The organism is Schumannella soli, assembly GCF_006517435.1.
Lineage (GTDB): Bacteria > Actinomycetota > Actinomycetes > Actinomycetales > Microbacteriaceae > Schumannella > Schumannella soli.
The window spans coordinates 455,350-478,317 of the sequence record NZ_VHQG01000004.1; the positions used below are offsets into that span (position 1 = coordinate 455,350).

Genomic DNA, 22,968 nt, shown 5'->3' on the forward strand with positions numbered 1-22,968 from the left:
ATGTTTCAGGAGTTCTTCAATGGAGATCAGTCTCATCGGTATCCTCGCCGCCGCCGGCGGCGGGTTCTTCGGCGCCGCGATCGGCGCCCTTCAAGCCTTCATCTTCACCGGGTTCATGGTGCTGGCCGGGGTCGTCGCTCTGATCGCCGACCCGAAGTCGAGCGTGCTGGGCGACATCGCCTTCGGCCCGGCCTTCGGACCGCACATCGCCTTCGCCGGCGGCGTCGCGGCGGCCGCCTACGCGGCCCGCAAGGCGCGGATCGACATGGTCGGCAAGGACATCGTCACGCCGCTCGCGAAGTGGGCCAGCCCCGACGTGCTCGCGATCGGCGCGATCTTCGGCGTCGGCGGCTACTTCGTGCAGAAGCTGATCGCGATCATCCCGTGGTTCGGCTCGCACACCGACTCGGTCGCCGTGACCGTCGTCATCTCGGCCCTCGTCGTGCGTCTCGTCTTCGGCAAGAAGGGCCTGTTCGCGAAGAACGGCAGCGGATCCTCCGGCTGGGCCGCCTACTCGCCCACCGACGAGGGCCGCTGGATCGAGGGCCAAGAGCGCTTCGTGCCGAACACGGTGCTCGGCATCTTCGTCGGCCTGCTGGCCGCCTTCGTCTCGCTGTCGCTGCTGCAGGCCCTGCCTCAGCTCGCCGGCAACGCGCAGGTCTTCATCTTCGGCATCTCCGCGGTCTCGCTGACCTTCCTGGCGATGGGCCTGCCCGTCCCGGTCACGCACCACATCACGCTGCCCGCCGGTCTCGCCGCCGTCACCTTCCTGCCGATCGTCGGCGACCCGGCGATCGCCATGATCATCGGCATGGTCGCCGGCGTTCTGGGAGCCTGGGCAGCGGAGTTCTTCTCCCGCCTGTGGCTGGCCCACGGCGACACGCACATCGATCCGCCGGCTGCGGCGATCTGGCCGGTCAGCACCCTCGTGCTGGCGCTCGGCTCGGTCTTCGCCGCCACGAGCTGAGCAGCACCGCACGAACCACAGCACCACCGCACCACCCGCACCACCCGCAAGGAGCAACGCACACGATGGGGATGCCCGCATGCTGAACGCCGAAGGACTCGACCGCGTCCGTCTCGTCGCCCTCGACGTCGACGGCACGATCGCCGGAGGCGATCACTCGGTCAGCGACCGGACCGCCGCCGCGATCCGCTCGCTGGTCGACCTGGGCATCCCCGTCGTGCTGCTCACCGGCCGCTCGAAGCCGAACACCCTCGCCGTCGCCCGCGAGGTCGGTCTCGAGGCGACCGTGGCCGCCAACAACGGCTCGGTCATGTTCGACACGGTCACCGGCGAGAACGTGCGGGTCGCGCTCATGGACCCCGAGCAGGTCGGCCGGGTCGCCGACCTCGCCGCCGAGCTCGACCTCGAGCTCACCTGGTGGACGACCGACGAGATCTTCGTCGACGCCGACGGACCCGTGAAGAAGCAGCTGCACGAGCTCGGCGAAGACGACATCCTCATCGGCGACCCGGCGAGCTTCGACCGCGAGGGCATCGCGAAGATCATGCTCTTCGGCCCGGCCGACCGGCTGGATGCGGCGAGCGCCCGCATCGACGCGGTCGCGCCGGGCGGAACCCGGTCGATGGACGTCTTCTACGAGTTCGTCGACCCGGCCGCCAACAAGTGGGCCGCCCTGCAGGTGCTGCTCGAGCGCTTCGATGTCGACCCGCAGGACGTGCTCGGGCTCGGCGACGGCGGCAACGACGTCGTGTGGCTGAGCCGCATCGGGCATCCGGTCGCGATGGGCAACGCCCGACCCGAGGTCGTCGACGTGGCGCGCTGGCGCACCGGACACCACGCCGAGGACGGCGCCGCCGAAGCGCTCGAGCTCACGGCCCAGCGCATCGCCGAAGCCCGCGCGCGACACTGACCCGGTCGGCCCCGCGCCGCATCCGCCTCGCGCTTCCGCAGTAGAGAGAACAGGAACACCACCGCCATGCCGAACGACCTGCACGCCCTGCCCGAGGCGATCGACCGCGACGACTACCTCATCGCCAGCTACGCGCTGCGCATGCCGGCCGGCGCCGACGTGCTGAAGAAGGTCGAGGGCTTCGCGGTCGGGCAGACGATCGGCACCTGGCTGCCGGTGCCCGGCGTGACCGCCGAGATGCGGGCGCGGCACGAGGGCCGCGTGGTCGGCATCCTCAGCGCCCCCGCACCCGACATGGTCGGCGGCGCCGACAGCCACGACGGCTACACCCACTGGATCGTGCGCATCGCGCTGCCGCTCATCAACTTCGGGCCCTCGATCCCGATGATGCTCACCACCCTGCTCGGCAACGACTCCTCCACCTCGGTCGAGGCGAAGCTCGTCGACCTCGAGCTGCCCGAGTCGTTCGTGCGCCGCTTCGCGGGGCCGAAGTTCGGCATCGCGGGCCTGCGCGAGCTGACCGGCGTGCACGACCGCCCCCTGCTGCTCAACATGATCAAGCCGTGCGCGGGTCTGCCGCCCGAGGCCGGCGCCGAGATCTTCCACCAGACCGCGCTGGGCGGCATCGACCTGATCAAAGACGACGAGCTGATCGCGAACCCCGAGTACTCCCCCGTCGTCGAGCGTGTGCGGCTCTTCACCGAGCGCGCCCGTCAGGCCGCCGAGGTCACCGGCGTCGAGACCCTCTACATCCCCAACGTCACCGACCGGCCCGATCGGATGCTCGACACGGCCCGCCGGGCCGTCGATGCGGGCGCGCGGGCGGTCATGGTGACCTACGCGACCGCGGGATACGGCTCGCTCGAAGCCCTGGCCGAGTCGGTCGACGTGCCCGTGCTCGCCCACTTCGCCGGCGCCGCACCGTACTTCGAGGGCGAGACCTCGGGCATGAGCGCGCCGATCGCGACCGGACTGCTGCCGCGCCTCGCGGGCGCCGACCTCGCGCTCGTGCTGAGCCCGTACAGCGGCTACCCGATCCGGCAGCTGCAGTACCTGCGCATCACGCAGCAGCTGCAGCTCGCGCGCCCCGGCCTCAACCCCACGATGCCGATCATCGGCGGCGGCGTGCATCCGGGCACCGTCGAGCGCTACCTGCGCGAGCTGGGGAACGACATCATCCTCGGCGCCGGCGGAGCGATGCAGGGCCATGCGGGCGGACCCGCCGCGGGCGTGCGCGCGATGCGCCAGGCGATCGACGCGGCCGTCGCGGGCGTGCCGATCGCGACCGCCGCCGCCGAGCACGAGGAGCTGGGCGCGGCGATCGCCGCCTGGGGCGTGCTCGACTGAGCCGCCGCTGAGCGCGGTGGATGCGGGCGGGCGCCGCCCGCGCATCCGCCTCGCCCCTTCGAGCCCGGGCCGGGCGCGCGAGTCCAGATCGTGCGCCCGGCCCGTCCTCGCGCACCGATGCCCGTGACTGCGCGCTCAGGACGTGAGCGGCACCTCGGCGATCACCACGTCCGAGTCCATCGGGATGGCGCCGAGGATGCGCGGATCGCCATCGTGCCACTCGACCGCGACACCGGCGGACCGCAAGCCGCTCACGCTGAGATCGACGCGCAGCAGTGGCAGGGTGAGGTCGGCGTAGCGCGCCGCGACGACCTCGGCGACCCGCTCGGCCACGACGGCGCGGATGTAGCCGACCGCGTCGATCGGCACCCCGCGGGTCGAGACCTCGTACTCGCCGAATCCGCGGCTCATCTCCCAATCGTCGGCGATGGCCACGTGGCAGATCACATCGGGTTGCATGACACCTCGCAATTATTGATACGGCCTAGTATCAATAACGCTAGCATCGCAGCATGACCCAGCGTTCGATCGGCAAACGCGGCCGCCCGACCCCCGCCGAGCGCCGGGCGCGCGACGCCCGCATCCTCGACGCCGCATGGGAGCTCCTCCTCGAGCGCGGCTTCGCGGAGGTCAGCCTGGATGCGGTGGCCGCGCGGGCGGGAGTCACCAAGCGCACGCTCTACACCGCATTCGGCGACAAGCTCGCCCTGCTGCACGCAGTCGTGCGCCGGCAGCACAGCTACGCCGGAGCGGGCGACGAGACGGGTCAGGCGGACGCGCTGCCGCCGGCCGACGCCGCCGCTCCGGATCCGGTGGAGACCGCTGTCGCCATCGGCGGCGCGCTGCTCTCGGACGAGGCCGTCGCCCTCCATCGGCTCATGATCTCCGAGGCCGGCCGCTCCCCCGAGCTCGCCGCCGAGTTCCACGAGGCCGGCCCGCTCGCCGCGCAACAGCACCTCGTCACGGCGGGGCTGACCCCGGACCAGGCCGAGACGGCCTTCACGCTGCTGCTCGGCGAACTGCACCGGCGTCGACTGCTCGGCCTCGACGCGGCGCCCTCGCCATCCTCGATCCGCACCCGAGCCGCCCATGCGGTCGCCACGGCCCTCGCCGCGCACCCGCACCCCTGACGCGACCGCATCCCCGACGTGTCCGCACCGCCTGACGCGACCCCGCTCCTCGCGCACCCCGTCGGCGCACCCAGGATCGATCGGTAGCAACGCGCCGATCGACCGGCACGAGAGTCGCGAGCGGGACGGGATGCGCCGCGGGCAGGAGTGCGGTCAGGCGCGGTGCTCGCGCACCTCGGCGATCGTCGCGAGGAAGCCGTGCGGGTCGACGCCCGCGCGCCCGAGGAACACCCCAGCGGGGATGCCGTCGAGACGCCCCGACGCGCGCCCCTCCGCGGCGATCGCGGCGAAGGTGCCCGGCCCGGCGCTGCCGCCGTAGAGCACGCGCGACTCGCCGCTGCGCTGCGCGAGCAGGGCGCGGATGCCGGCGACGACGCCGACGATGTGGTCGGCCGGGGCCGGCTCGGCGGCGCCGATCACCCAGGTCGGCTCGTAGGCGACGACGACCGGGGCGTCGTCCGAGACGTCGCCGAAGGCGGCATCCAGCTGGGGTCCGATCACGCCGGCCGGGTCGTGGCCGCGCTCGGGCTCGCCGACGACGAGGATCGGCGCGATGCCGTGCTCCGCTGCGGCGCGCGACTTGGCGCCGAAGTCGTCGGGCGTCTCGCCGAAGTACTTCACCCGCTCGGGGTGCCCGACCATCGCGAAGCGCGAGCCGAGGCCGCTGAGCAGCTCGGCGCTGACCTCGCCGGTGAAGGCGCCGACGGGATGCCGCGACACGTCCTGGCTGCCGATCAGCACGCCGAGCGGGCCGAGCGCGCGGATCGCGTCGGGGATGATCGGGAACGGGAGGCAGGCGAAGACGCCGTCGCCGCGCTCGGGGTGGGCGGCGAGTCCTTCGCCGACGATGCGGATCCACTCGACCGCGGCGGGCGCCGTGAGGTAGCTCTTCGGGCTCGCTCCGACGAGGGTCGTCGGCAGGCTCGAATGCTGAGTCGCGGGCTGAGCAGCGGGCGTCGTTCCGGGCATCGTCGGCCTCCTCGCCGGGTCGGATCGCTGGGGAGCCTAACAGTCGGACGGCCGCTTGTGTAATGCTGTATATACATCTTGGGTGCACCGCCGTTCCCGACGGCGCCACCACCGCGACGCCGCACTCGGCGCCGCCGCACACACAGTCGACCTCGACGAGGAGAGAGACCGATGAACGCCTTCGCCCGAGCCGGCGCCGAGCGCCTGACCGCCGAGACCTACGACCTGCTCGTCGTCGGCGGCGGCATCAACGGCGTCGCCATCGCCCGCGACGCCGCCCTGCGCGGCCTGCGCACCGCGCTGATCGAACGGGGCGACTTCGCGATCGGCACCAGCTCGTGGAACAGCCGCCTCATCCACGGCGGGCTGCGCTACCTCGAGCACGGCGAGATCCCGCTCGTCTACGAATCGCTGCACGACCGCGAGCGCCTGCTGCGCATCGCGCCGCACCTGGTGCAGCCGCTCGAGTTCGTCGTGCCGCTCTACCAGCACAATCACCTGCCCGGATGGATGTTCCGTGCCGGCGTGCTGCTGTTCGACGTGCTGTCGACGGGCAAGTCGGTTCCCGGCCACCGCGGCATGAACCTCAAGTCGGTCGCGGCCGAGCTGCCCGGCCTCAGCCGCGACGGACTCGGCGGCGCGGTGCACTACTACGACGGCCAGGTCGACTTCCCCGAGCGGCTCGTGCTCGAGACGGTGCTCTCAGCGGCGCGCGCCGGCGCCGACGTGGCCAACTACGTCGAGGCCGTGGCGATCACCCGCGGCGCCGACGGGCGCACCGTCACCGGTGTGACCGCCCGCGACATCCACGCCGACCAGACCTTCGACATCTCGGCGAAGGTCGTCGTCAACGCGGCGGGGCCCTGGGTGGATGACCTCGGCGAGGCCGTCGGGCTCGGTCGCCAGATCGGCGGCACGACCGGCACCCACATCGTGGTCGACGCCTTCCCCGGCGCGCCCGACGCGTGCATCTACTTCGAGGCGCGCGCCGACAACCGCGCGATCCTGGTGATCCCGTGGAACGGCCGCTACCTCATCGGCACGACCGACGACCGCTTCGAGGGCGACCCCGGCGAGGTGCGCGGCACGGTCGAGGAGGCCGCCTATCTGATCAGCGAGACGAACCTGCTGATCCCCGAGGCCGCGCTCACGGTCGACGACGTGCTGTTCAGCTACACCGGCGTGCGCCCGCTGCCCTACCGCCCCGGTGTGAAGCCGGGGGCGATCCCGCGCAGCCACCTGCTGGTCACGCATCCCGAGGCGCCGCAGCTGGTGTCGGTCGTCGGCGGCAAGCTGACCCCGCACCTCAGCCTGGGCCGGCAGACGGTCGACATCGTCGCGAAGCTGCTGAAGCGCACCCTCGGCACGTCGCCCGCTGCGGGCCAGCAGCTGCCCGGCGCCTTCGCGGGAGCCTGGGATGACGCGGCGAGCGCCGCGGCCGCCGTGCGCGCGAGCCTCCCCTGGCGCGGCGCCGTCGCCGCCCGCCTGGTCAAGGTCTACGGGGCGCGGGCCGCGGAGATCGCCGCGCTGGCCGCGTCCGATCCGGCCCTGGCCGAGACGATCGGCGAGGGCCGCAGCGAGATACCCGTCGCCGAGGTCGTCTTCGCGATCCGCGAAGAGGGCGCGACGACGCTGACCGACATCGTGCAGCGCCGCACCATGGTGGGCCTCGAGCCGGGGCTCGGCCTCGACGTCGAGCACGCCGTCGCGCGCGCCGCCGCCGAGGAGCTCGGCTGGGACGACGACCGCGTCGCCCGCGAGATCGCCGAGCACCACGTCTACGTCACGCGCCTGCAGGGCGGCGTCGCCCGCTACGCGAGCGCTCCCGCGGCGAACGACCCCGGGCCTGGCGCGACCGGCGGCTCGACCGACGGCGCGACGTCGAAGAACGACCCGGCCTCGGCCGCGGCCTGATCGGAAGGACCCCATGCCCCACTACGACGTCGTCATCCTCGGCGCCGGTCCCGGCGGCTACGTCGCCGCCGTGCGCGCCGCGCAGCTCGGCCTCACGGTCGGCATCGTCGAGCAGCGCTACTGGGGCGGGGTCTGCCTCAACGTCGGCTGCATCCCCTCGAAGGCGCTGCTCACGAACGCGAAGCTCGCGCACACCCTCGCGCACGAGAAGAAGCTCTTCGGCATCACGGGCGAGGTGACCTTCGACTACGGCGTCGCCTTCGACCGCAGCCGGGATGTCTCGGGCGGCCGCGTCAAGGGCATCCACTATCTGATGAAGAAGAACAAGGTCGCCGAGCATGAGGGCCGCGGCGAGTTCACGGATGCGCACACGCTGCGCGTGACCGCCGCCGACGGCGCGACCTCGACGATCACCTTCGACAACGCGATCATCGCGACCGGTGCGCGGGTGCGCTCGCTGCCGGGCGTCGCGCTCCGCGGGCGCATCGTCAGCTACGAGGAGCAGATCCTCGACCGCGACCTGCCGCGCTCGATCGTGATCGTCGGCGCGGGCGCGATCGGCATGGAGTTCGCGTACGTGCTGAACAGCTACGGCGTCGAGGTCACCGTGGTCGAGTACTTCGACCGGGTGCTGCCGAACGAGGACGCCGACGTCTCGAAGGAGCTGGCGAAGCAGTATGCCGGCTACGGCATCCAGGTCGTGACCTCGGCCACGGTGCAGAGCGTCGACGATCTCGGCGACCGCGCCCGGGTCGTGGCGGAGGTCGGCGGCGAGACCCGCACCTTCGAGGCCGACCGCGTGCTGGTCTCGGTCGGCTTCGCCCCGAACGTCGAGGGCTACGGCCTCGAGTCGACGGGCGTGGCGCTGACCGAGCGCGGTGCGATCGACATCGACGAGCGGATGCGCACGAGCGTTCCGCACATCTTCGCGATCGGCGACGTGACCGCGAAGCTGCAGCTCGCCCACGTGGCCGAGGCGCAGGGGATCGTCGCGGCCGAGACCATCGGAGGGGCGGAGACCGTGCTGCTGGGCGACTACCGCGACATGCCGCGCGCGACCTTCACCTCGCCGCAGGTCGCGAGCTTCGGGGCCACCGAGGCGCAGGCCCGCGCCGAGGCCGAGGGCCGCGAGGTCGTCGTCTCGACCTTCCCCTTCGTCGCGAACGGCAAGGCGCACGGCCTCGGCGAGCCGGTCGGCTTCGTCAAGCTGATCGCGGACGCCGAGACGCTCGAGCTGCTCGGCGGGCACCTCATCGGTCCCGACGTCTCGGAGCTGCTGCCCGAGCTGACGCTCGCGAAGAAGTGGGAGCTGACCGGATGGGAGCTCGCGCGCAACGTGCACACGCATCCCACCCTCTCCGAGGCGCTGCAGGAGGCGTTCCACGGCCTGACCGGCCACATGATCAACCTCTGAGTGTCAGCGCCCCGCCGAGCGTCGCAGCGCGTCGGCGGTGCGCAGGCTCAGCGCCATGATCGTCAGTGCCGGGTTCGCGGCGAGGGCGCTCGGGAAGACGGAGTTGTCGCAGATCCAGAGGTTCGGCACCTCCCAGCTGCGACCCTCGGCATCCACGACCGAGTCGCCTGGGTCGGAGCCCATGCGCGCGGTGCCGATCGTGTGGGCCGTGCGGTCGAGCACGATCGTCTCGCGTGCCCCCGCCGCCTCGACGAGCGCGACCATGGTGCGGATCGCGTGGGCGCGGAGGCGCTTCTCGTTCTCGCCGGCGCTGAAATCGACGCGCACGCGCGGCAGACCGTCGGCGGCGATCTCGTCGCTCAGCGTGAGGCGGTTGTCGTCGCCAGGCAGGCACTCGGCGTTGATGCCGACGCCGGCGAGGTGACGGTAGTCGCGCATCCACCGCATCAGCTCGGCGCCGCGCAGGCCGCCTCCGCGCGCGAGCGTCGTCGCGAGGGTCTGGGGCTGCACGCCGAGGCTCTGGATGAGGTACCCGCCGGCGAAGTCGGCATCGGACGGGCGCAGCAGATCCTCGGTGATGATCGACGAGGGATACCCGCGGTAGGCGCGCATGTCCTCGTCGTAGCGCCCCCACACCTGAGTGGCGCCGTGGGCGAGGAAGTTGCGGCCCACCTGCCCGCTGCCGTTCGCGAGACCGGTGTGCAGCAGCAGGCGCGGCGTCTCAACGCCTCCCGCCGCCAGCACGAGAGCAGCCGTGCGCTGGCGGCGCAGCTCGCCATCGCGACGGTAGACGACCGCACTGACGCGGCCCCGCGCATCCGTCTCGATGTCGACCACCATCGCGCCGGCGCGGATCTCGGCGCCGCGGGCGACCGCGAGCGGCAGGTAGCTCGTGTCCATCGTGACCTTCGCCCCGGTGCGGCAGCCCTGGTGGCAGGTGCCGGCATTGACGCAGGCGTGCCGGAGACCCCAGTGCTCCTGGTCGCGGTCGCGGGTGGCGACCGCGACGGGTCCGTCGGTCGCCGTGATGCCGAGGGCCTCGGCCCCGCGCAGCATCGCCGTGGATGAGGCGTTGCGCGCGACCGGCGGCATCTCGTAGCGGCGCGAGGGATCCCAGGGGTAGCGCTCGGGGCCGGAGATGCCGACGAAGCGCTCGACCTGCTCGATCCAGCGGGTCAGCTCGGCGTGGGCGATCGGCCAGTCGCGGCCGACGCCGCTCTCGCCGCGCAGCCGCAGATCTCGCGCATCCGGCCGCGGGGCGAAGGCGCCCCAGTGCAGCATCGAGCCGCCGACTCCGCGCCCCGAGTTGTTCGGACCGAAGGCTGTGGCGTCGGCGCCGCCGCTGAGTCGGTCGTCCATCCAGTTGATCTGCTGGGCAGCGAGCATCTCGTCCGGGGTGTGGTCACGCGGCTCGGTGTTGTCGCCGGCTTCGAGGGCGACGACGCGGAGACCGTGCGCGGCGAGGGAGGCGAGCAGCGGAGCACCGCCGGCCCCCGTGCCGACGACAACGACATCCGCGATCTCGTCATCGGAGTAGGTGCGCTGGTGGTCGAGCCTCATGCCTCGGCTTCCGTCGTCGATCGGCTCGCGCCGTTGGTGATGCCGGGCGGCTGCACGCCAGGGGATGACACGGCGGGGTCCGGCAGCGGCTCCCAACTCTCGGCGCGATCCGCGCGCAGCTCGGCGAAGCCCGACTGCCGGCCGGTGTCGCCGCCGGTGGCGACGCCGTCGAATCCGATGAGCGCCATGGTGGCGGGGTGCGCGAGCCACTGTCGCGCCAGGTCGACCGCCGCGTCCTCCAGCCAGGCTTCGAGGTCGCCGTCGCCCAGCCGGTCGAGTGCCTCCCCGCGGGCGTCGGCATCCGGGATGCGGGCCCAGTCGGCGAGCGCGTCGAGCCCGCGACGGTAGGCCTCGGGATCGGAGGGCGCGTCCGCCGGACGCCAGCCGTCGCCCACGCCGGTCGCCAGCTGAGCATCCACGCGGGCGGCGAGGTCGATCGCCGGACCGGGCTGCGGCACGAGGTGGTCGGCGAGCAGCCGGAGACGGCCGAGCTGCTCGGTGTCGAGCACGGTCGGCGCGTAGTCGGGGTCGTCGGCGAGGGCGCGTGCGGCGAGCGCCGCACGCGTGCGCGAGGTCGTCCTGGCCGAAGCGAGCACGCGCCCGAAGTCGCTCGGGACGGTCGGGCCGAGCCCGGCGCGTTCACGCCAGAAACGGCGCACCTCGGCGGCAAGCGCCGCGGGCTGCTCGATCGGGATGAGGTGGGCGGCGTCGGCGATCTCCCGCACCTCGGCGTGGGCGAAGTGCGGAGCCGTGAGCCGGCGCTGCGCATCGGCGTCGAGATCGCCGTCGGCGGCGCCGGCGAGGATCAGCGCGGGAACCGGCAGCGGGCTCTTGAAGTCGGACCCCGAGACGGCGACCGACCAGTCCTCCTGGCTTCCGCGATCGAGCCACGCCCGCCAGGCTTCGGGATTCGCTCGGTGCACATCGTCGGTCGCGCGGTCGAGTTCGGGGCGCGGCAGGGCGTCGTGATCGGCGGCGTCGGAGTCGGCCAGATCCGCCAGCACGAAGCTGCGGGCATGCAGTTCGCTGACCGCGCCGGCCCCGGCCCAGCCCTGCATCGCGAGGCGCCGTCCCTCATCCATGGGCTCCGGAGACGGCGGGGACGACGCCACGAGCACCACACCGGCGAGTCCGAACAGCGGGGTCTCGCCGCGGAGCGTCCGCGCGGCGACGACGGTCGCGATCTTGCCGCCCATGCTGTGGCCGAGCAGCATCCACCGTGCCGGGGCGATCGTCGCGATGCGCTCGACGACCGAACGCGCCATCGCATCCACGTCGGTGCCGACAGCGGTCCCCTCCGCATCGGAGAGATCGCCGAAGCCCGGCAGGTCGAGGCCGACGACGTCGATCTCGTCGGCCAGCTCGGCTCGCAGCGCGTCGAACTCGCGAGCGCTCGAGCCGAGCGAGTGCAGCGCGAACAGAGCAGGGCGCCCGGGGTCGGCGTCCGCCGACGGTCCGGGCGCCGTGGCGTTCAGTGACGCTCCTCAGAGCGCAGGGCGAGCCCGAGCGCGAAGAAGGTCGGCGCCCAGTGACCCACGAACAGTCCCCAGCGGTCGGACTGCGCACGGTCGTCGCCGGGCTTGGCCCGTGACGCGAGCCAGGCGAGGAGGCTCAGCGCGATCGATCCGAACCCGGCGGCAAACGCCCACTCGCTGCGGATGCCGCCGCGGTGCAGAGCGCCGATGGGGTCGAGCGGTCCGGCCTGGGCGGCTTTCTTGAGACGCTTCTTGGCGTCACGCTGGATGCTGCTCATGGTTGTCCTCTTCTCGTCGTTCGATGGATGCGGCTCAGGCCGCCGCGAAGGCGGTCACGAGCTCGCGGGTGAAGTCGTCCAGGTCGTCGGGATCGCGTGAGGTGACGAGCGTCCACCCGGCTTCGCGGTCGACGTGCACGCTCTCATCGACCCAGGTGGCGCCGGCGTTCGTCAGGTCGGTGCGCAGCGAGGCGTAGCTGGTAAGGGTCTTGCCGCTCACCCTGCCCGCCTCGACGAGCGCCCAGGGCCCGTGACAGATCGCGGCGACCGGCTTGCCGGCCTCGACGAAGTCCGACACGAAGGCGATCGCGTCGCTCTCGAGACGGAGCGAATCGGCGTTGATGGTTCCTCCGGGGATGATCAGCGCGTCGAAGTCGACGGCGTCGGCTGCGCTGACGGTCAGATCGGCGGTGAGGGTCTGGCCGGGGTCCTTATCGCCGACGAGCGTCGCGACGTCGCCGGAATCGACGGCGACGATGACGGCCTGGCCGCCCGCGTCGATGACCGCCTGACGGGGGCGGACCAGCTCGTCCTGTTCGATGCCGTAGTTGGTCACGACGATCGCGATCTTCTTGCCGTGCAGCTGCGAGGAGTCGGTCATGGAAGCCTCCGATGGGTCGAGATCATCCGGGTGGCGATGCGGATCGCACCAGTCCGGGGAGTCGCGAGCGACGCTACGAGCGCTGCGGCGGTGCCGGTGCTCGTTCCCAGCGGGCGCGCATCCGACGGCCACCTGACACGCACCCGGTGCCGCTGCACCGCGCGGAACCCGACCGTGACCCGACCGCCGCCTGTGCGCGGGCAGGGATCCCGCCCGCGCCCTGGCGCGGAGGCGTGGGATGACTTCCACGACCTGCAGACGACAACGGAAGGAGCGACTCATGAGCGACCAGAACCTGCCCGCCGGAGCGAGCGAAGGACCGGACGAGGAGCTGGAGAACAGCGAAATCGCACCGCATGGCACGCCGAGCTCGGTGCCGGGTGACGACGGCAGCAGCGGGGTGCCCGGCGCGGACGGCGACGGTGTGCAGGGCACCGACCCCGATGTCGTACCGGACGGCTCGGCGCCCGACACCGAGGGTGACGACGACCCGACCTCGGGCGGCGCCCCGCAGAGCTGAACTCGCCCCATCGCGACAGACGAACGTCCCGGTCGGATCGGCCGGGGCGTTCGTCTGTCGTCGAGCATTCAGGGCGTGATCATGCCGCCGTTCACATTGAGCGTGGCGCCGACCGTGAAGCTCGACTCCCCCGATGCCAGGTAGACGTAGGCGGGCGCGATCTCGGCCGGTTGCCCGGCGCGGCCGATCGGCGCCTCGCTCGATCCGAACTCGGGCAGGCTCTCGGGGTCGACGCCCTGGGTGACCTGCAGCACCGACCAGGTCGGCCCGGGAGCGACCACGTTGACGCGGATGCCGCGCTCGATCAGCTGCTGCGCCATCCCTTTCGAGAGGTTGTTGATGGCGCCCTTCGTGGCGGCGTAGTCGAGCCGGTCGGGTGCCGGCGAGTAGGCCTCCGCGGACGCCGTGTTGACGATCGTCGATCCGGGCGCGAGATGCGGCAGGGCGGCCTTGACGATCGCGAAGGCGGCGAAGACGTTGGTACGGAACGTCGCCTCGAACTGCTCTTCGCTGAGGTCGGCGATGTCGGGCACCCACAGCTGGCGTCCGGCGACGTTGACCACCGCATCCAGACCGCCGAGCTCCTCGACGGCGCGCGCGACGAGCTCGGCCGGAAAGCCGCGCTCGCTGAGATCGCCCGGCACGCCGACGCCGATGCGTCCGGCGGCGCGGATCTGCTCGAGCACGTGATCGGCGTCGCTCTGCTCCTCCGGCAGATAGCTGATCACGACGTCGGCGCCCTCGCGCGCGTAGGCGATCGCCACCGCCCCGCCGATGCCCGAGTCGCCGCCGGTGATCAGGGCCTTGCGGCCCGCGAGCCGTCCGGTGCCGCGGTAGGTCTCCTCGCCGAGGTCGGGAACCGGATCGGCCTGCGACTGCAACCCCGGCTCGGGCTGCTGCTGCACGGGCGGCGAGATCACCGGGTAGGCGTGACGCGGGTCGATGAAGCGGTACTGGTCGGACATGCGGGTCTCCTTCACTCGCGGGCGGGATGCGACGGCGTGATCAGCCCAGATCACGGATCTTGATGGCGGCGTCGATCAGCGCGAGATGGCTCAGCGCCTGGGGGAAGTTGCCGCGGAACGCGCCGTCGACCGTCACCATCTCGGCGAGCAGGCCGACGTCGTTCGCGTCGCCGACGAGCGAGTCCATGCGCCCGCGCGCCTCCGGCACCCGGCCGACGCAGGCGAGGGCCGCCGTCGCCCAGAAGCCGCAGGCGACGAAGGGATGCTCCTCCTCGCGCATGCCGGTGTAGCGCCAGAGCCGACCGCCGCCGGCGCCGAGCTCGGCGTCGATCGCGTCGATCGTGCGCGACATCCGCTCGCCGCGGTCGAAGCCGCTCGGCGCGTGCAGCAGCACCGACGCGTCGAGCTCGCTCGAGCCCGGCCACATGGTGTACGCGCCGCGGCGCTCGTCCCAGCCGTGCTCGTCGATCCAGCAGCGGATGCGCTCACGCTCCGGCTCCCAGCGGTCGCGACGGTCGACGATCTGGCCGCGCGCGGCGAGGTCGATCGCGGCGTCGAGCGCCTGCCAGCAGCCCATCTTCGACGAGGTGTAGTGCCGCGTCTCGGGCAGCTCCCACATGCCGCTGTCGCGGCTGCGCCAGCGGTCGCAGACCCGGTCGGCGATGTCGGCGAGCAGCTCGCCCGTGGCGATGTCGAGCGAGTTGCCTTCGGCCTCGGCGATGTAGGAGCGCACGATGCCGAAGAGGTCGCCGTAGACGCCGAGCTGCAGCTGCGCGCCGGCCGGGTTGCCGGTCACGACGGGACCGATGCCGTTCCATCCTGCGGTGTCCTCGTGCTCGGTTACCTCGCCATCCACGCGCCCGTCGAGCCGGTAGAAGATGTGCAGATCGGGCGCGGAGGCCTTGATCGAGCGCAGCAGCCACGACAGGGCGGCGTGCGTCTCCTCGCGCAGGCCGAACTGCACGAGCGCGCCGACCGTATACGCGAGATCTCGCACCCACGCGAGGCGGTAGTCCCAGTTCTTCTCCCCGGCATCCCGCTCCGGCAGCGAGGTCGTGGCCGCGGCGGCGATGGCGCCGGAGGGCGAGTGGATGAGCAGCTTCAGCGCCAGCGCGCTGCGTTGCACGGCATCACGCCAGGGCCCCTCGTAGGCGAACTCCGTCGACCAGGCGCGCCACGCGGCGATCGTGCGATCGATCGCGTCCCCCGCACGCAACGGGTCCGGCTGGTGCAGCGGCTCGTCGTCGGTGGCCGAGAGGCCGAGCACGTGCACCGATCCCGGCGAAGTGCGGAAACGAGCTCCGATGGCGTCGGTCGGCGAATGATCGACCGGATCCGGTGCGCCGACGTTGCCTGTCACGATGCCGACCGACAGGTCGCCGGCACGGATGATGCCCCGCTCGGCGTCGCGGTCGTCGATCCACGGTGAGCGCGTGCCGAAGGCGATGCCCGGCGCGACGCGCCACTGCATGACCACGCGACCCTCCACACCTTCGACCCGCCGCACGAGCTCGGCCCAGGGCAGGCGTCCGGCGACGCCGGTCACGAGGGCGTCGCGCACCCGCACGACCCCGTGCTCGGTCTCGTAGCGGGTCTCGAGCACGTTCGTGTCGGGAACGTAGCGGCGCGTCATCCGGTGCTCGGCCACGGGGGCGAGCTCGACGCATCCGCCGTTCTGCTCGTCGAGCAGCCGCGCGAAGAGGGGCGCATCGTCGAGGCCGGGCAATGGCAGCCAGTCGATCGTGCCGTGACGGTCGACCAGCGCAACGGTGCGGCCGTCGCCGAGCGCGGCGTGATCCTCGATCGGGGCGGATGGCGGCGGTGCGGACTCCGATGCCGGGCCTGTCGCCCCGGCACCGTGTCGTCGCGCGTCCCGGCTCGCGCTCACGGGCGGATCGCGCCGATGAGCTGATCACGCGTGGCGGGTGGATCGGCGAGCAGGGCCCGCGCCGCGTCTGTCCGGTCCTCGACCGCCCAGAGCAGCACGCCGACCGGCTTGCCACCGTCGTCGAGGTAGTAGACGACCGCCTGCTCGTCTGGCGTGATCCAGTCCTCGACGGTGTCGAGTTGGGCGTCGAGCGCACCGACGGCCTCCCAGCGCACCCCGAACACCTGCGAGTACAGGAACGGCGTGTGCTGATACGTCTCGTCGGCGCCCGCCATCGCACGCCCGGCGGCGCGGCCGGACTCGGTGGCGTGGTCGACGTGCTCGACGCGCGTGCGACCGAGGATCGCGTCGGGGTAGAGCGCGATGTCGCCGGCCGCCCACACGCTCTCATCGGCGGTGCGGAGGCGCGCGTCTACCACGACGCCGTCGTCCACCTCGAGTCCCGATTCCTCGGCGAGCGCGATCGCCGGCGCGACGCCGAGTCCCGCCACCACGAGGTCGGCGCCGAGAGCGCTGCCGTCGTCGAGGTGCACGGCCAGCGCATCGCCGTCGAGGGCCACCTGCTCGACGCGGCGTCCGCCGCGCAGCGATACGCCGCCGTCGACGAACAGCTTCTCGTAGATCGTCGCGACGGCGGACGGGAACGTCGATCCGCCCAGCACCTCGTCGGGGTGCACGAGCGTGACCCGCGCCTGGTTCTGCACGAGCGCAGCCGCCAGCTCGGCGCCGATGTAGCCGCCGCCGACCACCACGACGCGCGCACCCGGCGAGAGCTCGCCGCGTAGGCGCAGGTAGTCCTCCGCCGAGCGGAAGTGGATGATCCGCTCGTCATCCGGCGCATCCAGTTCGTGAGGCACACTGCCGGTCGCGAGCAGCAGCCGGCCGTAGCCGAACGAGGTGCCGTCATCGGCGGTCACGGTCTTCTCGGCGCGATCGAGGCCCGTGACCCGTATGTTCAGGCGCAGCGTGGCACCGGTGTCCTCGACGGTGTTGAGAGGAACCTGGTCCCACTCGAAATCGGGGTCCGTCCACAGTTTCTTCGAGAGCGCCGGGCGCGTGTAGGGCGGGTCGACATCGGCGCTGAGGATCCCGATCGAGCCGTCGTCGTCCAACTCGCGGATGCCGCGGGCGGCGGCATCCGCGACCATCCCGCCGCCGACGATGAGGTAGTCGAAGCGCGTGTCAGCCATGCGCGCCTCAGGCCGACGGCGTGCGGTTCTCGGCGCTGACCATCCAGGCCAGCTGCTCGAGGCGTTCGATGATGCCGTGCAGGATGTCGGCGCTGGTCGGGTCGGCATCATCGACCGTGTCGTGCACCTCGCGCATCGTGGCGACCGTGGCCTCGAGGCGCTGCGTGATCAGGTCGACGGTGTCGGCCGTGTCCACCTCGCCGTGCGGGTAGTTCGGCAGCGAAGTGGTCGCCGCGATCGTGTCGCTGCGCCCGTCGGGCACGGCGTGCAGCGCGCGGAGGCGCTCGGCGACGGTGTCGCTGAACTCGCGGGCGTCCTCGACGATCTCGTCGAGCTGCAGGTGCAGGTCGCGGAAGTTCTTGCCGACCACGTTCCAGTGCGCCTGCTTGCCCTGCAGGTGCAGCTCGATCAGGTCGACGTGCACGCGCTGCAACGAGGCGATCAGCTCGTCCGAGGCGGTGAAGCCGTGCTCGGCGTTCTCGCGCCGGCTGCTGCGGGCGCCGGCGTCACCGGGGGCTTTCGCCGAGTGGGCGTTGTCCTGGGTCTGCGTGGTCTTGTCGAGGGTGTCGGTCATGATGACACGCTCCTTCCGAGGTCGATAGCGGCCACGTTAGGAACCTGTCGACGTCTCGAAGCCGGTCGGCCAGCGGGCACACAGTCGGCGCGCATCCCGTGTTGTGGTTCGGCCGCGGTGGTCCGGCGAGTCGCCGTGCCAGGTGACCGGCGGTCGTGCGTCCGCTGGGAGTAGATGCGCGGCCGCGGGCGCTGCCGCCTACCGTCGCCGCCATGACCGACCCCACTCCGACCTCCGCCGGCGCGAGCTCGACCCGCACCCAGTTCACCTTCACCGACCCCACGAAGCTCTACGCCGACATCGACACCCCCGAGCAGTATCAGGAAGGCGCCGGCCTCGACCGCGACCTCGTGCAGAAGGCCGACCTCGGCGAGGAGAGCTACCGCGGCAGCGGGCGCCTCACCGGGCGCAAGGCGCTCATCACGGGCGGCGACTCGGGCATCGGCGCCGCGACGGCGATCGCCTTCGCCCGCGAGGGTGCCGACGTCGCCATCTCCTACCTGCCCGAGGAGCAGCCGGACGCCGAGCGCATCGCCGGCCTCATCCGCGAGGCGGGACGCACCGCCGTCACGATCCCCGGCGACATCAAGGAGCTCGAGTTCTGCCGCGAGCTCGTCGAGCGCTCGGTCGCGCGGCTGGGCGGGCTGGACATCCTCGTCAACAACGCCGGCAAGCAGCAGAACCGCCCCGACCTCGAGGACATCAGCGATGAGCAGCTCGACGAGACCTTCCGCACGAACATCTACTCGATGTTCCGCATCACCAAGGCGGCGCTGAAGCACCTGCCCGCGGGCGCGACGATCGTGAACACGACCTCGATCCAGGCCTACTCGCCGTCGCCGAACCTGCTCGACTACGCGTCGACGAAGGGCGCGATCAACAACTTCACCAAGGGTCTCGCCGCCTCGCTCGCGCCGAAGGGCATCCGCGTCAACGCCGTCGCCCCCGGTCCGATCTGGACACCGTTGCAGACGGCTGGCGGCCAGCCGCCCGAAAAGCTGCCCACGGTCGGCGAGGGAACCGGACTCGGCCGCTGGGGCCAGCCCGCCGAGCTCGCGCCCGCCTTCGTCTTCCTCGCCTCGCCGGAATCGAGCTACGTCGTCGGCGAGACCCTCAATGTCAACGGCGGGATGACCACGCCGTGATCGTCGGGCGCCGGGCGACCCGACGCCAGGTGCCTCAGCCCAGGAGCTCGTCGCGCAGGTCGGCCACCGAGTCGGCCACGCGGCGAGCTCCCGCCTCCGTCAGCTCGTCGCCGCCGATGCCGCCCGTGCGCACCGCGAGCGCCGGAACCCCCACGCGGCCGGCCGCGATCACGTCCCACACCGCGTCCCCGACCATGACCGAGTCGGCGGCGCTCGCGCCGCCGCGCTCGAGCGCGACCTGGATGATGCCCGGATGCGGCTTCGCGGTGTCGACGTCGTCGGCGTTCGTGGTCGAGATCACGCCGGTGTCGACGAGGCCGGTCAGGTCGAGCACGTCGACGAGGATGCCGAGCTCGTCCTCCGGCGCGGAGGTCGCCAGCACGACGCGGACCCCCGCGTCGAGCAGTTCGAGCACCGTCTCGCGCGCACCCGGCAGCGGGCGCAGCCGGTCGACGCTCGCGAGGTAGGCGCGCTTGTGCCCGGCGGTCGCGGCATCCCGTCCCGCCTGGTCGACACCGGGCAGCAGGTCGTCGAGCAGAGCTTCCGAATCCATGCCGATCGACCGGTGCACGCGCCACGCGGCGGCCGGGTGCCCGACCGCCTCGAGGCCGCGCATCCACGCGTCGACGTGCAGGTAGTTGGAGTCGACGAGGGTGCCGTCGATGTCGAAGAGCACCGCGCGCGGCTCAGACACGACGCCACCCGTGCGACGCGAGGTGCGAACCCGCCTGCGGGCCCATCTGGTTCATCCCTCCGTCGACCGTCCACGATGCGCCCGTGACATACGACGCGGCGGGTGAGGCGAGGAAGGCGACCACGGCGGCGATCTCGTCCACGTGCCCGGGGCGGCCGAGCGGGATGCCGGGGCGGGCGACCTCGTAGGGGTTCTCCCCGCCCGACTGCGACATGTCGGTGGCGATCTCGCCCGGCGCGACCGAGTTCGCGGTGATGCCGTGCTCGCCGAGTTCGAGGGCGAGCGTCTTCATCAGCCCGCCGAGCCCGTGCTTCGCGGCGTCGTAGGCCGAGCTGCCGACGCGCGGCTGGGTCTCGTGCACGCTCGTGATCGCGATGAGCCGACCGGGCACGCGGTGGTCGGCCATGTGCCGCGCCGCCCGTTGCAGCACCGAGAAGGCGCCGTCGAGGTCGGTCGCGATCGTCGTGCGCCACTCGTCCCAGTCCATGTCGAGGAAGGGCGTGCCGCCGCCGGCCCCGGCGTTGTTGACGAGCACGTCGACGCCGCCGAGCTGATCGATCAGACGGTCGATCGTCGCCAGCGCCGACTCGCGATCGGTCACATCGAGCCGCTCCACGATCGCGCTCGACCCGGCCTCCTCGACCTGTCGGGCGGTCTCGAGGGCGCCCTCCTCATCGCTGTGCCACGTCACGCCGACCCGCATCCCCGCTCGAGCGAGGTGCACGGCGACCGCTCGGCCGATCCCCGAGTCCGATGCCGTGACGATCGCCGTAGTCGGACGGAACTCGCGGTGGTCGATGCGGAAGGAGTCGGGTGCGTCGGAGCGCTGGGGGCTGTCGGTCATGCGGGTGACGGTAGGCACCGGCCGCCGCCGAGCGCCGCCACGCGCGGGCGCCTCTCAGGCGATGACCGGGCGGCACAGAGGCGGCGGCACGTGATGTCGGACGACGGTCAGCTCAGGCCGGCGGCGTCCCGTCGCTCGAACGGGGCCGCGGCGGGCGTCGTCACTTTGATGCGCTCGATCGTGCGTCCGCCGCCGCGCGGTTCGGGCAGCAGCTGCAGACCCGAGGCCGACGTGGCGTGCTGGCTCAGCAGATCGACCCAGCGCGGATTGATCTGCGGCTCGCGCGCGCCGTAGAACTCGAAGCGCAGCGGAATCGACGGGTGAAGCCAGACCGAGGTGTGGCCGCTTCCAGCACCGGCCGAGTATTCCCAGGTGAAGAGGAAGCTCTCATTGCGGCGCAGCTTCGCCACCATCACGGTACGCAGATGCGCCAGCACCCGGTCTTCGAACTCGACGGTCAGGGGCGGTGCACCGTACAGAAACCGCCCCACCCACGTCCCCTCGACACCGTGCCCGCCAACCGAACCCCCTGACTGTGCCAGCCGCCGCCGCGACACGGCAGGCCGTAGCGAGCGACAGCGGTCCGCGATTAAAATCCGCCCTGCGCACTCGCTGGCAGTCGTGCGGACGTCGAATCGCCCGCGCCACGCTGGAGTCACGGACGCGTCGCGATCCCGACCGTCTCGGCGGAGGATCGACGAGCGCACCGACCTCGTCACCCTGCGAACGGAGGTTCACAGATGGGTCGCTTCAGCTACGACAACTCGCTCAGCGTCGATTTCGACGACCGGGTGCTCGCTCACCTGCAGGTGGTGATCGGAGCGAAGCTGCGCCGCGGAGAGTCGTTCCACTTCACCTGGATCGACGATGAGGCCTCGGGCGACGGCCGCACCACGGTCTGGGTCCACCCGCACGCCAATCTGGTCTACAAGTACTTCGGCAAGCGCGCCGCGGTGCTGAACCGGGCCTGGATCGACGCGCTCATGTTCACCGCGAACTCCGTCAGCGGGCTTCATCTCATGGCCGAGCCGCCCGACCGCGAGACGCGGGATCGCGGCGACGACCTGGGCTGACTCCGGGCGCTCCCGAGCCTGCCGCCGTCGCACGGGTCCGGCTAGCGTCGAAGCATGGTGCAGAGCCTCGAGCTGACGCTGGACGCCGCGAGCGACGCCGCCGTGAGAGTCGAGTGGGATGCGCTGGCCGCCGCCGGCCTGCCGAGCCAGGCCGCGCACCGTCATCCCGGCAACCGCCCGCACGTGACGCTGCTCGTGCGGCCCGCGTTCGACCGGCCGCCGCTCGCCGATCCCGCCCTCGCGCCGGTTCTCGCCGGGCTGCCGCTGCCGCTCCGGCTCGGTGCCCCGGTGCTGTTCGGCCGCGGCGAACGCCGCGTACTCGCTCGCCTCGTCGTGCCGAGCGCCGAGCTGCTCGGACTGCACGGCGCCCTCCATCACGCCATGGGGCCGGGCGATGACGCACCGAACACGACGCCGGGCGAGTGGACGCCGCATGTGACGCTCGCCCGCCGCATCCCGCTCGACCGGCTCGGCGAAGCCCTCGCGGTGCTCACCCGGCTCGATGAGCACGTCGAGGGCGGGAGCGAGCCCATCACCGCCGAGCCGATCGCCGCCGTGGCCGAGTCGCTGCGCCATTGGGACGGCGACGCGCGGGTCGTTACCCCGCTCGACTGACGCGGTCCGCTCGGGGTGCCCACGACGCCTGCGACGTCCGAGCCGCCCGCGCCACCACGACCCGCCCGGGCCCTCCGCCGTGGGCTCAGGTCTCCTCGATGCTGATGCCGTCGGACCGCACCGCGATGCGGTAGCTCGGCAGCCGCAGCTCGGCGACATCCACGCCGACAAGCGGCCGTCCGCAGCGGGTCGCCGCCGTCGTGGCCTGACCGACCGCGAGCTCCACGGCCATGTAGCAGTCCCCGCCCGACGCCGTGGTCGTCATCCAGAGCCGCCAGGCCGGGGCAGCAGCGCCTCGCTGCGGATCGGGCTGGGACGAACCGATCAGCGACCAGTCGTTGCCGACCTCCGCGACGATCCGGCCGGTGGTCGGGTCGACATCGACCGACGACCCGACGCCGTCGAGGCGCACGACCGCGGGATCGTCCGCGTGTCCGCCGCGCGTCGACGAGCCCGGGCTCGGGCTTCCCGCATCCCGCACCGCCGAGTTCTCCGCGTCTGAGTTCGCGGACGCGGACGACGCGCCGGACGGATCACCGCTGTCGACCGGGCCCGAACGTGGGGCCAGCGTGACGAACGCGATCGCGACGAGAGCGGCGGCCCCGGCCCCGCCGAGCATCCCGAGCCAGAACGGCCCGCCGATCCGCATCCGCCTCGATGGGACGAGCTCGGCGTCGATGTCGGCGTCGATCTCGGCCTCGCTCGGAGGCCGTCCGGCGGTCGCGGGGTCCCGTCGCTGCGCCTCGAACGCCGCGCGCAGCGCCTCGACGTCGGCCGCGGTCGCGTCGCGGCGGAACGCTGCAGCGGTCAGCTCGTCGAGTGGGGTCGCGGCGCGGGACTGTCTCACACCGGCAAGCATGCCCGGATCCCGACACGACGCAAGGTTCAGCCCCGC

General features: G+C 72.2%; 24 protein-coding genes. 10 read left to right on the forward strand and 14 right to left on the reverse strand.

Annotated elements, in window-relative coordinates; translation table 11 throughout:
* Positions 1-19: 19 nt before the first annotated feature.
* The 3 genes from FJ657_RS14895 to FJ657_RS14905 all read left to right on the forward strand — a co-directional run bounded on the left by FJ657_RS14895 (position 20) and on the right by FJ657_RS14905 (position 3,224).
* Positions 20-967: a DUF7973 family transport facilitator gene (locus tag FJ657_RS14895; RefSeq protein ID WP_141164486.1), complete on the forward strand. Its 948-nt coding sequence runs from the start codon at positions 20-22 to the stop codon at positions 965-967.
* Positions 968-1,046: 79 nt separating this feature from the next.
* Positions 1,047-1,877 carry an HAD family hydrolase gene (locus FJ657_RS14900; protein ID WP_141164487.1) on the forward strand — a complete coding sequence of 277 codons (831 nt, stop codon included), beginning with the start codon at positions 1,047-1,049 and terminating at the stop codon, positions 1,875-1,877.
* A 66-nt stretch (positions 1,878-1,943) separates the two neighbouring features.
* Positions 1,944-3,224, forward strand: a complete 1,281-nt coding sequence (locus FJ657_RS14905) for a RuBisCO large subunit C-terminal-like domain-containing protein (protein ID WP_141164488.1) — start codon at positions 1,944-1,946, stop codon at positions 3,222-3,224.
* A gap of 135 nt (positions 3,225-3,359) precedes the next feature.
* Here FJ657_RS14905 and FJ657_RS14910 read toward each other — a convergent pair whose 3' ends face one another.
* Positions 3,360-3,635, reverse strand: coding sequence for a hypothetical protein (locus FJ657_RS14910; protein WP_141164489.1), 276 nt, complete (start codon positions 3,633-3,635; stop codon positions 3,360-3,362).
* A 101-nt stretch (positions 3,636-3,736) separates the two neighbouring features.
* On the opposite strand from FJ657_RS14910, the gene FJ657_RS14915 reads away from it, so the two are divergent.
* Positions 3,737-4,354, forward strand: a complete 618-nt coding sequence (locus FJ657_RS14915; protein WP_141164490.1) for a TetR/AcrR family transcriptional regulator — start codon at positions 3,737-3,739, stop codon at positions 4,352-4,354.
* Positions 4,355-4,507: 153 nt separating this feature from the next.
* On the opposite strand, the gene FJ657_RS14920 is transcribed toward FJ657_RS14915, so the two are convergent.
* On the reverse strand, positions 4,508-5,323 hold the full coding sequence (locus FJ657_RS14920; protein WP_141164491.1) for a triose-phosphate isomerase family protein: 816 nt from the start codon (positions 5,321-5,323) through the stop codon (positions 4,508-4,510).
* Between the two features lie 171 nt (positions 5,324-5,494).
* Between FJ657_RS14920 and FJ657_RS14925 the strand changes: the two genes are divergently transcribed.
* Both FJ657_RS14925 and lpdA read left to right on the forward strand, forming a co-directional pair.
* Positions 5,495-7,237, forward strand: a complete 1,743-nt coding sequence (locus FJ657_RS14925; protein WP_141164492.1) for a glycerol-3-phosphate dehydrogenase/oxidase — start codon at positions 5,495-5,497, stop codon at positions 7,235-7,237.
* Between the two features lie 13 nt (positions 7,238-7,250).
* A complete protein-coding gene (gene lpdA, locus FJ657_RS14930) occupies positions 7,251-8,651 on the forward strand; it encodes a dihydrolipoyl dehydrogenase (protein ID WP_141164493.1) in 1,401 nt (466 codons plus the stop codon).
* A 3-nt stretch (positions 8,652-8,654) separates the two neighbouring features.
* On the opposite strand, the gene FJ657_RS14935 is transcribed toward lpdA, so the two are convergent.
* From FJ657_RS14935 to FJ657_RS14950, 4 genes are read right to left on the reverse strand one after another with little or no spacing between them, the layout of a single operon-like run.
* Positions 8,655-10,211: a GMC family oxidoreductase gene (locus FJ657_RS14935; protein ID WP_141164494.1), complete on the reverse strand. Its 1,557-nt coding sequence runs from the start codon at positions 10,209-10,211 to the stop codon at positions 8,655-8,657.
* The gene (locus tag FJ657_RS17445; protein WP_369407411.1) at positions 10,208-11,686 is read right to left on the reverse strand and encodes an alpha/beta fold hydrolase; all 1,479 of its coding nucleotides are present in this window, start codon (positions 11,684-11,686) and stop codon (positions 10,208-10,210) included. Before FJ657_RS17445 ends, FJ657_RS14935 begins: the two co-directional genes overlap by 4 nt.
* A complete protein-coding gene (locus tag FJ657_RS14945; RefSeq protein ID WP_255447365.1) occupies positions 11,683-11,964 on the reverse strand; it encodes a hypothetical protein in 282 nt (93 codons plus the stop codon). Before FJ657_RS14945 ends, FJ657_RS17445 begins: the two co-directional genes overlap by 4 nt.
* A gap of 34 nt (positions 11,965-11,998) precedes the next feature.
* Positions 11,999-12,565: a type 1 glutamine amidotransferase domain-containing protein gene (locus FJ657_RS14950; protein WP_141164496.1), complete on the reverse strand. Its 567-nt coding sequence runs from the start codon at positions 12,563-12,565 to the stop codon at positions 11,999-12,001.
* A 280-nt stretch (positions 12,566-12,845) separates the two neighbouring features.
* On the opposite strand from FJ657_RS14950, the gene FJ657_RS14955 reads away from it, so the two are divergent.
* Positions 12,846-13,085: a hypothetical protein gene (locus FJ657_RS14955; RefSeq protein WP_141164497.1), complete on the forward strand. Its 240-nt coding sequence runs from the start codon at positions 12,846-12,848 to the stop codon at positions 13,083-13,085.
* A gap of 68 nt (positions 13,086-13,153) precedes the next feature.
* Here the strand turns inward: FJ657_RS14955 and FJ657_RS14960 are convergent, their stop codons facing one another.
* Genes FJ657_RS14960 through FJ657_RS14975 form a run of 4 tightly spaced genes read right to left on the reverse strand, consistent with a single transcriptional unit; the run spans position 13,154 to position 17,702 of the window.
* On the reverse strand, positions 13,154-14,050 hold the full coding sequence (locus FJ657_RS14960; RefSeq protein ID WP_141164498.1) for an SDR family oxidoreductase: 897 nt from the start codon (positions 14,048-14,050) through the stop codon (positions 13,154-13,156).
* 40 nt (positions 14,051-14,090) lie between these two features.
* The gene (locus FJ657_RS14965) at positions 14,091-15,938 is read right to left on the reverse strand and encodes a glycoside hydrolase family 15 protein (RefSeq protein ID WP_181409000.1); all 1,848 of its coding nucleotides are present in this window, start codon (positions 15,936-15,938) and stop codon (positions 14,091-14,093) included.
* Complete coding sequence (locus tag FJ657_RS14970) at positions 15,935-17,128, reverse strand: NAD(P)/FAD-dependent oxidoreductase (RefSeq protein WP_141164499.1); 1,194 nt, start codon at positions 17,126-17,128, stop codon at positions 15,935-15,937. Before FJ657_RS14970 ends, FJ657_RS14965 begins: the two co-directional genes overlap by 4 nt.
* 7 nt (positions 17,129-17,135) lie before the next feature.
* Positions 17,136-17,702, reverse strand: a complete 567-nt coding sequence (locus FJ657_RS14975) for a Dps family protein (RefSeq protein WP_141164500.1) — start codon at positions 17,700-17,702, stop codon at positions 17,136-17,138.
* A gap of 212 nt (positions 17,703-17,914) precedes the next feature.
* Between FJ657_RS14975 and FJ657_RS14980 the strand changes: the two genes are divergently transcribed.
* Positions 17,915-18,847 (forward strand): SDR family oxidoreductase, encoded by a 933-nt coding sequence (locus tag FJ657_RS14980; RefSeq protein ID WP_141164501.1) that lies wholly within the window; start codon positions 17,915-17,917, stop codon positions 18,845-18,847.
* A gap of 34 nt (positions 18,848-18,881) precedes the next feature.
* On the opposite strand, the gene FJ657_RS14985 is transcribed toward FJ657_RS14980, so the two are convergent.
* The 3 genes from FJ657_RS14985 to FJ657_RS14995 form a co-directional block, all read right to left on the reverse strand.
* Positions 18,882-19,541: an HAD family hydrolase gene (locus FJ657_RS14985; protein WP_141164502.1), complete on the reverse strand. Its 660-nt coding sequence runs from the start codon at positions 19,539-19,541 to the stop codon at positions 18,882-18,884.
* Positions 19,534-20,385 carry an SDR family oxidoreductase gene (locus tag FJ657_RS14990; protein WP_141164503.1) on the reverse strand — a complete coding sequence of 284 codons (852 nt, stop codon included), beginning with the start codon at positions 20,383-20,385 and terminating at the stop codon, positions 19,534-19,536. Before FJ657_RS14990 ends, FJ657_RS14985 begins: the two co-directional genes overlap by 8 nt.
* 107 nt (positions 20,386-20,492) lie before the next feature.
* Positions 20,493-20,876, reverse strand: a complete 384-nt coding sequence (locus FJ657_RS14995) for a DUF7882 family protein (protein ID WP_255447366.1) — start codon at positions 20,874-20,876, stop codon at positions 20,493-20,495.
* A gap of 249 nt (positions 20,877-21,125) precedes the next feature.
* Here FJ657_RS14995 and FJ657_RS15000 point away from each other — a divergent pair, with 249 nt between their 5' ends.
* Together FJ657_RS15000 and FJ657_RS15005 are read left to right on the forward strand one after the other, a co-directional pair.
* Positions 21,126-21,458: a DUF7882 family protein gene (locus FJ657_RS15000; RefSeq protein ID WP_141164504.1), complete on the forward strand. Its 333-nt coding sequence runs from the start codon at positions 21,126-21,128 to the stop codon at positions 21,456-21,458.
* A gap of 54 nt (positions 21,459-21,512) precedes the next feature.
* Positions 21,513-22,073, forward strand: coding sequence for a 2'-5' RNA ligase family protein (locus FJ657_RS15005; RefSeq protein ID WP_141164505.1), 561 nt, complete (start codon positions 21,513-21,515; stop codon positions 22,071-22,073).
* Positions 22,074-22,158: 85 nt separating this feature from the next.
* On the opposite strand, the gene FJ657_RS15010 is transcribed toward FJ657_RS15005, so the two are convergent.
* On the reverse strand, positions 22,159-22,920 hold the full coding sequence (locus tag FJ657_RS15010; RefSeq protein ID WP_141164506.1) for a hypothetical protein: 762 nt from the start codon (positions 22,918-22,920) through the stop codon (positions 22,159-22,161).
* Between the last annotated feature and the right edge of the window lie 48 nt (positions 22,921-22,968).